The organism is Mesorhizobium sp. M7A.F.Ca.ET.027.02.1.1 (genome assembly GCF_004022985.1).
GTDB lineage: Bacteria > Pseudomonadota > Alphaproteobacteria > Rhizobiales > Rhizobiaceae > Mesorhizobium.
This window is the reverse complement of the sequence record NZ_RZOL01000228.1, coordinates 1-9,878: the sequence shown is the minus strand read 5'-3', so window position 1 is coordinate 9,878 and position 9,878 is coordinate 1. Positions and strand designations below refer to the sequence as shown.

At 60.8% G+C, this 9,878-nt stretch carries 11 protein-coding genes and 1 pseudogene; 7 read left to right on the top strand and 5 right to left on the bottom strand.

The window, feature by feature from the left end; genetic code table 11:
* The 3 genes from EN749_RS22585 to EN749_RS38945 all read right to left on the bottom strand — a co-directional run.
* Positions 1–242, bottom strand: a 242-nt coding sequence (locus tag EN749_RS22585; protein ID WP_245491474.1) for a DUF6513 domain-containing protein, incomplete at its 3' end; no start/stop codon positions are given.
* Entirely contained in the window at positions 235–786 is a 552-nt protein-coding gene (locus EN749_RS22580) for a flavoprotein (protein WP_127268111.1), read from the bottom strand. The genes EN749_RS22580 and EN749_RS22585, both read right to left, overlap by 8 nt.
* Before the next feature lie 3 nt (positions 787–789).
* Entirely contained in the window at positions 790–2,619 is a 1,830-nt protein-coding gene (locus EN749_RS38945; RefSeq protein WP_128364005.1) for a (5-formylfuran-3-yl)methyl phosphate synthase, read from the bottom strand.
* Positions 2,620–2,869: 250 nt separating this feature from the next.
* On the opposite strand from EN749_RS38945, the gene EN749_RS22565 reads away from it, so the two are divergent.
* Genes EN749_RS22565 through EN749_RS22540 form a run of 6 tightly spaced genes read left to right on the top strand, consistent with a single transcriptional unit; the run spans position 2,870 to position 7,911 of the window.
* On the top strand, positions 2,870–4,099 hold the full coding sequence (locus tag EN749_RS22565) for an ABC transporter substrate-binding protein (RefSeq protein WP_127810603.1): 1,230 nt from the start codon (positions 2,870–2,872) through the stop codon (positions 4,097–4,099).
* A 21-nt stretch (positions 4,100–4,120) separates the two neighbouring features.
* Entirely contained in the window at positions 4,121–5,092 is a 972-nt protein-coding gene (locus tag EN749_RS22560) for a YVTN family beta-propeller repeat protein (protein ID WP_128364004.1), read from the top strand.
* 29 nt (positions 5,093–5,121) lie between these two features.
* Positions 5,122–5,565 carry a hypothetical protein gene (locus EN749_RS22555; RefSeq protein WP_128364003.1) on the top strand — a complete coding sequence of 148 codons (444 nt, stop codon included), beginning with the start codon at positions 5,122–5,124 and terminating at the stop codon, positions 5,563–5,565.
* A gap of 56 nt (positions 5,566–5,621) precedes the next feature.
* The gene (locus EN749_RS22550; RefSeq protein ID WP_127810604.1) at positions 5,622–6,410 is read left to right on the top strand and encodes an ATP-binding cassette domain-containing protein; all 789 of its coding nucleotides are present in this window, start codon (positions 5,622–5,624) and stop codon (positions 6,408–6,410) included.
* A 35-nt stretch (positions 6,411–6,445) separates the two neighbouring features.
* Positions 6,446–7,282 (top strand): ABC transporter permease, encoded by an 837-nt coding sequence (locus tag EN749_RS22545; protein WP_164873992.1) that lies wholly within the window; start codon positions 6,446–6,448, stop codon positions 7,280–7,282.
* Complete coding sequence (locus EN749_RS22540) at positions 7,282–7,911, top strand: hypothetical protein (RefSeq protein WP_127810606.1); 630 nt, start codon at positions 7,282–7,284, stop codon at positions 7,909–7,911. Before EN749_RS22545 ends, EN749_RS22540 begins: the two co-directional genes overlap by 1 nt.
* A gap of 16 nt (positions 7,912–7,927) precedes the next feature.
* Here the strand turns inward: EN749_RS22540 and EN749_RS22535 are convergent, their stop codons facing one another.
* Positions 7,928–8,128 (bottom strand): hypothetical protein, encoded by a 201-nt coding sequence (locus EN749_RS22535; protein WP_128364002.1) that lies wholly within the window; start codon positions 8,126–8,128, stop codon positions 7,928–7,930.
* A 201-nt stretch (positions 8,129–8,329) separates the two neighbouring features.
* Positions 8,330–9,268 carry a LysR family transcriptional regulator gene (locus tag EN749_RS22530; protein WP_127810607.1) on the bottom strand — a complete coding sequence of 313 codons (939 nt, stop codon included), beginning with the start codon at positions 9,266–9,268 and terminating at the stop codon, positions 8,330–8,332.
* A 124-nt stretch (positions 9,269–9,392) separates the two neighbouring features.
* Between EN749_RS22530 and EN749_RS22525 the strand changes: the two are divergent.
* A pseudogene (locus EN749_RS22525) lies at positions 9,393–9,878 on the top strand (class 1 fructose-bisphosphatase); the annotation flags it as partial.

Sequence of the window (9,878 nt, the reverse complement as noted above, 5' to 3'; positions counted from 1 at the left end):
ACGCCGAAATGCTCCGACAGGTGCTCGATGTTTCCCCGATAGCGTCCGGGCAGGATGACGCGGCCGACGTCTCCTGTCAGAGTGAGCCGACGCTTCACAATTTCCTCGCTCATCAGCGCGGCGACCTTGACGCCGACGTCGACGATTTCCCACGCGAATGCGGTTCTGCCCAGCCCGGCCAGCAGCCGTTCCAGCCGCGCCTTGGCCAGATGGCCGGTAAGAAAAACCAGCCGCTCAGCCATCGCTTGCGAGTTCGGCCCGGCGCCGTGTGAGCGAGGCTTCGAGATCAGCGAGCGATTCGACCACCTGGGTCCGCTCGAAACTCTTCAACTGCTTGGTATTTTCCAGGTCGATCCTGCGCGGATAGACCTTGACCAGCCCGTGCGGTGCCTGGGTCTCGAGTTCCGGCGCGGTGTCGCAAGCAAAGACGATGGCTGGCACACGGCACTTTCCGGCTTGGGCAAAGACATTGGTGGCGAGCGTGTCGGAAATGCCATGCACGCATTTGGCGACCGTGTTGGACGTGGCCGGCGCCACCACGACCGTGTGATAGACACCGTGGTAGAATTCGCCGACAGGGATCGCACTCGCGGTCTTGTCGTGCAGCACGCGCGTCGTCTCCGGGAAATCAAGTTTGAGCTTGTACATGCGCAACACTTCGTTGGCAGCCTTCGACACGAAGACATCGCAATGTTCGAGTTGGCGAACAAGTGCGAAGCTCTCCGTAAAGAAATGCCCGGAACCCGTCAAAACCCATGCCCAGCGCGGCACATGCAGCTTCACCATCGGCTATCCCGCCTTCTTTGCCGACGACCCTGTTGAAGCCACGATCCTGGTGCCGGGCAGCTTGCCCAACGCGAGCATCGCGCCGGCCTCGGCAGCATCCTTCGGACCGGCGAGATGGAAATCGACGCCGTCGGGCAGCATGGCGGCAAAGCCGGGGTCGACAATGCCTCGGGTCCTCAGGCTGTCAGCTGTATCGCTGTCGAAGAATGCACCGGTCTGCTTGATAAGCAACAGCGCGTTTGCGCCAAGCTTGCCTGCAAGCCAGGCGGCCAGAGAATCGGAGGTAATGTCCCACGAGGCCGGAACATCCAGCGCCGGCAGTGCCAGGGATGACGGCAGCCACACCGGAACCTTGCCCGCCTCCAACGCTCGCCCGATCTCGTCCAGCGACCGTGCCGGCGTCAGCCTTTCGTCCCGGTCGAGGATGACATGGCCGAACTGTTCCATGGCCAGGATCGCCATGGCATGAGCGGCGGTATCGGAAAAATCCATGCGTGTCTGCGTCTCGCGCACATGGTCGGCAAAGAGGCCGCCGCCGGGTACGATGACGATCGGCAGCCTGGAACCCGCCAGCGCTGCGATCCAGCTCTTCATCTCCGCCGCATGGGCCGTGCTGCCGCCAAGCTTGACGATGGCCCGTCGGAGCATTTGGGGGCGCTCCTGGCGCGGCCGGAAAACAACGCTCCGGTCTTTTCGGCCGGCAGTGCCGGAGGCAGCGCCGCGTCCCGCCGATTGGCGCTTGCGTTCGATCTCGACGCCGACGCCGCCAGGGCCGAGCTCGAGCTTTTCCACCCTTACCGTGACGCGCACGACACGCTGGTTCTCCAAGACGTGCGCTGCCACCTGCTCGGCCAAAGCCTCGCTGAGCTGGATATGGCCTCGGGCGACGATGGTGCGAATGCCGTCCATGATGATGTCGTAGGAGAACACATGGCGCATGTCCTCGGGATGGTCGGTAATTTGCAGCACGTCGGCGGTCACATCAAAGCGCACTTTTTGAGTATGGCCATGCTCGAAGCTGTAGGCACCGATCTGGACCGGCAGAACAAAATCCCGCACAAAAATCCTGTCCGTGCCCAGTGTCGGGTCGGTGTCCGGCGAATAGCCTCTCGCCGCCAACAGGCGATAGTCGATACTCGATTGACCGCCGGTCCCGGATTCCGCCGGGATCAACTCGCGAATCTGCGAGACCGCCTCGGCGCTGATCGAACTCGTGCGACCGGAATGGCCACACAGCGCCCCCCGAAAGCCGAGAAAATCGGGAGCAAAAGGCAAGACGCGCGGAATATCCGGAGCTTCCAGCGATCCACTCAGGCCGACAATCAGACCGAGCGATTTCGTGCGATCGACGAATCCCGGAATACGCTCCGGCGGCAGATGATCGAGCAGCCGGCCCTTCCCCTTTTGCGCGGTATCGACCATCACGCCATGGAAGCGATGCCTGGCGAATATCGGCAGAAGTTCGAAGTCCGGCGCCAGATCGGCAAACAGCACGGCAATCAGCTTCGTTCGTGCGGCGAGCGGTTCGAGCGCCTGTGCGCAGGCGGAGATATTTGCCGAAGGAAAAAATCCGATCTTCACATAGTCGACGCCGGTCGCCGCGATCTCTTCGGCCTTGATGCGGATCGTTTCGGGCTCCATCGGCAGGTCGCCGCAGACCGCGCTGACCGGAGCCCGACCAGCGATGAACGAAATCGTTCGGCGCATGGTTTCCGTGGACACCGCGCCCAGAGCTCCCGCCTTCGGGTCCTTCAGGTCGACGATGTCGACACCACCAGAAAGAGCGATCTCCGCCTCTTCGATGCCGGTGACGCTTGCCAGCATTCTGGTCATTTGAACAGTTTCTCCAGTTTGGAGGACAAGACGTTTTTATAGAGGCAGTCGATCCCCCTGCGCCACGTCTCGCCGGTGTTGCCATGCGAATCGACGCTGGCGACCTTCCGCACCGTTCTGGCAGGCGCGAAAAGTCTTCCGATAGGGTTTGATAAATTTTGCGGGTCGGCTAAGTTGATCATGGGCACCTTGACTTGGCGCGGGTCCGGCAACCGTCGAACCTTTGCGCAAGAATGGGTAATTACTATCGATGACGAGCGCGGTGCCAGGCACTCTCGCTGCCTTTTTGTGCTTTTTTTCCCTGACCGTCAACGTTTCCGACGCGACAGGCCAGGAAACGGTGGCGAAGCCGGAAAAAAAGACAACCGAAATCAAGATAGGCTATTTGCGGGCCTACGCACCGCAATTGACGCTTTCCATGCTCGACCTGCCGCCACGTGACGAAGGTGTCGCCGGCGCCGAGGTGGCGATCGGCGACAACAATACGACCGGAAAGTTCACCAACCAGAAATTCAGCCTCGACGTGACCGAGATCAAGCCCGACGGCGACGCGGTTCAGGCATTCGAAGGCATGATCGCCAAGGGCGACCACTATGTGGTCGCCGATCTTTCAGCCAAACAATTGCTGTCGATCGCCGACATCGCCCGCGACAAAGGCGTGCTGATCTTCAACGTCGGCGCCACCGACGACAGCCTTCGCGAGGAGGACTGCCGCATCAACGTTTTCCATATCGCGCCGACGCGCAGCATGCTGGCCGATGCGCTGGCGCAGTATCTCATGGTGAAGAAGTGGCCGAATTGGGTGCTGCTCTATGGATCGCATGAGCAGGATCGTCTCTACGCCGATGCGTTGCGCCGCGCGGCAACCCGCTTCGGCGGCCAGATCGTCGCCGAGAAGGAATTCAAGGATACCGGCACAGCCAGGCGCACCGACACCGGCGCAACGCAGATACAGCAGCAGATTTCCGTGTTCACGCAAGATCTCCCGGAGCATGACGTGGTGCTTGTCGCCGACGAAAGCGAGGTTTTCGGGACCTACGTGCCCTATCGCACCTGGACGCCGCGGCTGGTCGCCGGCACCGCCGGTCTGGTTGCATCGTCATGGCATCCCGCCAGCGAACAATGGGGCGGCATCCAGATGCAGAGCCGCTTCCTGAAGACGGCGAGCCGGCGGATGCTTTCAAAGGACATGTCGGCCTGGACAGCGGTGCGTGCCGTCGGCGAGGCCACCACGCGCACCAAGGGCGACGATGCGAAAAAGATCAGCGACTACATGCGCTCGGACGACTTTTCGGTTGCTGCTTTCAAGGGGCAGAAGCTGACCTTCCGCAAATGGAACCTCCAGCTTCGCCAGCCGATCTTGCTTGGCGATACCAAGTCCGTCGTCTCGACATCGCCACAAGAGGGCTATCTTCACCAAGTCTCCGAACTCGACACGCTCGGTGTCGATCAGCCGGAAACGAAATGCGCTCTCAAGTAGAGTCAATCGGGAGGAATTTGCGTGCAGAAACGAGCTTGCGCATTCGCCATTCTCGCGGCCGGCCTGACGGCCAGTCCGGCATCGGCCTATACGGCCTACGTTTCCAACGAGAAGGACAACACGATGACCGTCGTCGACACGGCGACGATGCAGGTGGTGAAGACAGTTGAAGTCGGCCAGAGACCGCGCGGCATCACCATCTCGCATGACGGCAAGTTCGTCTACCTATGCGCCAGCGATGACGATACGGTCCAGATCATCAATACCGCGACGCTTGAAATCGTCGGTACGCTGCCATCCGGCCCCGATCCCGAATTGTTCGTGCTCTCGCCGGACGGCAAGACGCTTTATGTCGCCAATGAGGACGATAATCTCGTCACCGCCATCGACGTCGAAAGCAAGCAGGTCCTGGCCGAGATTCCGGTCGGTGTGGAACCGGAAGGCATGGGTGTCAGCCCCGATGGCAAGACCATGGTCAACACCTCGGAAACCACCAGCATGGCGCATTTCATCGACACCAGCACGCATGAGGTGACCGACAACGTGCTGGTCGACACGCGCCCGCGCTTCGCCGACTTCAAGCCCGACGGCTCCCAGGTCTGGGTCAGCGCCGAGGTCGGTGGCACTGTCAGCGTCATCGACAACGCCAAACGCGAAGTGGTGAAGAAGATCCAGTTCGCGATTCAGGGACTGCGGGCCGAAACCATCCAGCCGGTAGGCATCGCCATCACCGCCGATGGCAAGAAAGCCTATGTCGCGCTCGGCCCGGCGAACCATGTCGCGGTGATCAATACCGACACCTACGAGGTGGAGAAATACATCCTCGTCGGCCAGCGCGTCTGGCATCTGGCCTTCACGCCCGACCAGAAAACGCTGATCACCACGAATGGCAATTCCAACGATATCACCTTCATCGACACGGCCACCGACGAGCCGGTCCAATCGCTCACCGTGGGCCAGCAGCCCTGGGGTGTGGTCATTTCGCCCAAATAGCAGACATTGATCATCGGGAGGCTCAAGACATGAAACTTTTCCGCAGGTTTTTCTTCGCCGCCCTCGCCGGATTCGTCCTTGCTCCGACCGGAGCAAGCGCCGACGACGCAACACCAAAACCGTCGCGTGCCAGCAAGAACCTGCCGGAACTGATTATTGGTTCGGCCGATTCCACTTGCGCCGTCAATCAGAAGGATTTCGAGCTGATCGCCGGCCAGGGCTATCGCTGGAAGATCACCTCCAAGGGCGGTTTCGAGTACAAATTCGTCACCGACCTCTTCCGCAATGTCTGGATGGACCAGATCGTCATCAACGATTTGGAAGTGCATATGGACGGCGGACCAGCCTGGCTGGAATTCGACGACGCGGGGACGATCCAGGTGCAGTTCCATACCGTTCGCCCGGGCGAATATACCTGGTCGGTTCCCGACCTTGCCGACAAGGGACTGAAGGGCAAGATTACGATCAAGTGAGACAAAAGGCGATCAAGGCGCCAGATAGCCAACGCGTCCTGAAGGAGCGGCCCGGCATGCAGCATATGAGGAAAAGCGGTCCGGGAGAAGAGGTGGCGGCGCTCGATGTCGGTGCCGTCAGCCATTCCTATGGCCAGAAGCGGGCGCTCAACGACGTCTCCTTCTCGATCGCGCCGGCGACTTTCACCGTTCTGCTCGGCCTCAACGGGGCCGGCAAGACAACGCTGTTCTCACTGATAAGCCACCTCTACGACACGCGTCACGGATCGATCCGCATCTTCGGCCATGACATCCGCCGCGCATCCGGCGGAGCACTCAGACGCGTCGGCATCGTGTTCCAGGCACGCACGCTCGACCTCGACCTCAGCGTCTACCAGAACCTCTCATACCACGCCTCGCTGCATGGCATTGGCGGACGCGAAGCTCGCCAGCGCATTGCCGCGCTGCTTGAAACGGTCGACATGCAGGGCCGCCAGCATGACAAAGCACGCAGCCTCTCCGGCGGTCAGATGCGGCGCATCGAAATCGCCCGGGCGCTGTTGCACCGCCCTTCCCTGCTCCTGCTTGACGAGGCGACCGTAGGCCTCGACATTGAGTCTCGCGCGGGCATCCTCGCCACCATCCGCAAGCTCGTCCAAGCCGAGGGCATCGGCGTGCTCTGGGCCACGCATCTGATCGACGAAGTCGAAGACGCCGACCATGTCGTCATACTGCGGCGGGGTGATCTGGTCGCGAGCGGCAAGGTGTCGGATGTGATCCGTGCGAATGGTGGAAATTCGATTCGCGAAACCTTTTCGAAGCTCAGCCGCGTCGATGCGGCGGGCATGGCGGAGACGTCGCCATGAGCGCTCCTGCGATGCCTGGAAAGCTCGCCGGCATCATGCCGGTGAGGTCTGAGCCATTCGGCCTGCGCCACTATCTCATTTGCCTGAAAGGTGTCGTCCTGCGCGAGTGCCTGCGCTTCCTGCACCAGCGCGAACGCTTCATTTCCTCGCTGGTCCGGCCGCTCGTCTGGCTGTTCATCTTCGCCGCCGGCTTTCGCCAGGTGCTCGGCGTGTCGATCATCCCACCCTACAAGACGTATGTGCTCTACGAGGTCTATATCACGCCGGGCCTTTGCGGCATGATCCTGCTGTTTTCCGGCATGCAGTCTTCGCTGTCGATGGTCTACGACCGCGAGATGGGCAACATGCGCATCCTGCTGGTCAGCCCGTTTCCGCGCTGGTTCCTGCTGGTGTCGAAGATGCTCGCGGGCGTGGCCGTATCGATCGTGCAGGTCTACGCGTTCCTGATCGTTGCCTGGTTGTGGGGAGTCAAGGCGCCGCCACTCGGCTACCTCTATGTGCTGCCGGCACTGTTCCTGTCGGGCATGATGCTTTGCGCGCTCGGCATGCTCTTGTCTTCGCTGATCAAGCAGCTCGAAAACTTCGCCGGCATCATGAACTTCGTCATCTTTCCCGGCTATTTCGCGTCTCCGGCGCTCTATCCCTTGTGGCGCATCCAGGAGGCGAGCCCGCTGCTCTACAAGATCTGCCTCTGCAACCCGTTCACCTATGCCGTCGAACTGATCCGCTTTGCCTTTTACGGGCAGATCGAATGGCTGTCGCTGGGCATCGTGGCCGGCTGCACGCTGCTGTTTCTGGGCGGCGCCATCATCGCATACGACCCTTCGCGCGGTTTGGTGATCCGCAAGCAGGACATGGGAGGAAACGCCTGATGGCGCGAATGAGACTTGTTCACACTCTCGTTGTGGTCGCCACGCTTGCCTTCATGGGAGGCGCCGGCGCGGCAAACACCGATCCCGACTGGCCCTGCATACAGCGTAAGGTGCCACGGCTCTCGCTTGGCCAGATCTGGAATGGGCCGGAGCTTCCCGCGACCGCGAAAGATTGGGCGAAGGATGCCCGTGTGTCGGCGCTTGTCGAGGCGGTGGCAGCCCGGCGGACGCCGATTGCCGAAGCCCAGAAAGAGATCAAGGATTTCGCGACTTCCCTGCCGCCCGAACAGGTCGCACCAAAAATGACGATGCTGGTGCAGGGAATGTTCGACCATATGGACGCCGAGCGTTCGCACGTGATCTCCGGCATCTCCCGCTATGCGCACAAACAGCTCGAAATGGCGGCACAGTTGCGCAAGGAAGCATCCGAAGTCGACGCGCTGCGCGCCAAGGCCGATGCGGATCCGGACGAAGTCGAACGGCGAACCGACCAGCTGAATTTCGCGACGCGAATTTTCACCGAACGGGTCCAGTCGCTGACTTATGTCTGCGATGTGCCCACGATAATCGAGCAGCGGCTTTACCAGTTGTCGAAGACCGTCTCGGAAACGCTCGTCGTCAAGAAATAGACCTTGGCCGCCTGCCTCATGACCCCCTGCCAGGCAGCACACGCCAGCGCTGCACGAAATAACCGGGATGCGTCTCGATCCACCGAGCCACCAGCGGCTGCGCCTGCATGAAGGCAGTCCCGGGATTCATCGCCAGACCCTCTACCATTTGTTCGCGTTGTTCGCAGGTCCGCGGTACATCCGTCAGACAGACCATCATAACGAGTGTGTAAAGCATTACCCCTTTTCCCCATCGAATTCCCGAACCCTACCCGGGAGGTTTCCGAACAGTCTGCAGGGGTTGCACATACAGATCGCTTACGGGTGTGAAAGGACGTGGCCCCCGCTCTTTCGCACTGCAACATAACATATCGCTTATATAACACCAACGATCGCGGGCGTTCTCCACCGGACTTTCATCCGTTGCGTTCGTAAAATGTCATCCCGCCTTGTCTGGATACAGCTTTCCGAAAAGGGGCAGGTACATCGCGCCCTTGCGCATCAGGAAATCGTTGAACGTGGCCATGGCCGGCGAGATTGCGTGATCGGTTCGCATCACCGAGAACCATTGCCGGCGGATCGGCATGCCGACAACGTCGAGGATGACAAGCCGGCCTGCTTCGGTTTCCGCAGCGATGGTGTGGGCAGAGATGAAGGCGATGCCCAGACCAGCCATCACCGCCTGCTTGATCGTTTCGTTCGAGGCCATCTCGACACCAAGGTCGTCGATGCGCCCAGGCACGTCGCTCAGGAATATTTCCAACGAGATGCGGGTTCCGGAGCCGGGCTCGCGAATAAGGAAATGCTCCTCCGCGATCCGCTCCTTGGAGATATCTCGCGCCGCGACCAACGGATGGTCGGGCGGCGCGATGATGACCAGCGGGTGATCGCCGAAGACCGAAGCACGCACCGGAACCTCTTTCGCCGGGCGCCCCATCAGCGCGATGTCGATGTCGTGGTTCCTGAGGTTGTCGATCGTCTGGGCGCGGTTGCCGATGGCAAGCCGCATGTCGATGTCGGGATGGTCCTTCATGAACGCAGCCATCAGCCGCGGCGCGAAATATTTGGCGGTGGAAACGACGCCGAGCCTCAAGCTGCCGGTGCGTACGCCCTTGATGGCATCCATCTTGTCTTCGAGCAAACCGAGATGCTCCTCGATAGCCTGCGCTGTCTCGACGAAAGCCCGACCTGCGGCAGTGGGACGCATGCCGTCCGACGTTCGGTCGAACAGAGCCAGCTGGAATTCTTCCTCCACTTGCCGCAACTGGATTGTCAGCGCTGGAGGAGACAGGCCTAACATCTTGGCCGCGCTGACAATTTTGCCGCACTTGATGATTGCCTGGACGGTCTTGAAATGCTTGAGCGTGAGGTTCCTCATGCCGCATACTAAATTATTTTTAGTGGCTAGGTAAAGTTATTGAATTTTACTTATCTCGCGACGTTTGTTTCCATTCCTCCAGTCCAGCCGCTCCGAGGAGATGCGGCCGGACCGGGAGGTTACGATGCCAGCGGCAACGCTCGACGCTTTTCTGAACTCCTATCTCGGCCAGCCTGACGAATTCCGCTCGGGAGTTGTGACGACCGTCCGTCAGTTGACACAGGCCGCCATCAAGGTCCGCAACACCATCAATCAAGGGGTGCTCGGCGCCGCCTTTGCCGAAACCCGTGGCGCCAATGCCGATGGCGACGTCCAGAAGGATCTCGACGTCTTCTCCGACGACATCTTCCTCGACGCCATGCGCCGCGCACCGGTCGCGCTTTACGCCTCCGAGGAACTGGAGCAGCCGGTCCTGCTCGACAGGCAAGCGCCACTCGCCATTGCGATCGATCCGCTCGACGGCTCGTCCAACATCGACACCAACGTGTCGATCGGAACGATCTTCTCGCTCCTGACCGCAACTGGCGCGCCGGACGCTGATCCGGCCGCCTCTTTCCTGCAGGCGGGCGTGAACCAGCTAGGCGCCGGTTTCTTCATCTATGGGCCGCAG

Excerpts from the sequence above, each read along its gene's own strand:
- EN749_RS22580 (WP_127268111.1), bottom strand. The coding sequence starts at position 786 with ATGGTGAAGCTGCATGTGCCGCGCTGGGCATGGGTTTTGACGGGTTCC.
- EN749_RS38945 (WP_128364005.1), bottom strand. The coding sequence starts at position 2,619 with ATGACCAGAATGCTGGCAAGCGTCACCGGCATCGAAGAGGCGGAGATC.
- EN749_RS22565 (WP_127810603.1), top strand. The coding sequence starts at position 2,870 with ATGACGAGCGCGGTGCCAGGCACTCTCGCTGCCTTTTTGTGCTTTTTT.
- EN749_RS22555 (WP_128364003.1), top strand. The coding sequence starts at position 5,122 with ATGAAACTTTTCCGCAGGTTTTTCTTCGCCGCCCTCGCCGGATTCGTC.
- EN749_RS22550 (WP_127810604.1), top strand. The coding sequence starts at position 5,622 with ATGCAGCATATGAGGAAAAGCGGTCCGGGAGAAGAGGTGGCGGCGCTC.
- EN749_RS22545 (WP_164873992.1), top strand. The coding sequence starts at position 6,446 with ATGCCGGTGAGGTCTGAGCCATTCGGCCTGCGCCACTATCTCATTTGC.
- EN749_RS22540 (WP_127810606.1), top strand. The coding sequence starts at position 7,282 with ATGGCGCGAATGAGACTTGTTCACACTCTCGTTGTGGTCGCCACGCTT.
- EN749_RS22535 (WP_128364002.1), bottom strand. The coding sequence starts at position 8,128 with ATGCTTTACACACTCGTTATGATGGTCTGTCTGACGGATGTACCGCGG.
- EN749_RS22530 (WP_127810607.1), bottom strand. The coding sequence starts at position 9,268 with ATGAGGAACCTCACGCTCAAGCATTTCAAGACCGTCCAGGCAATCATC.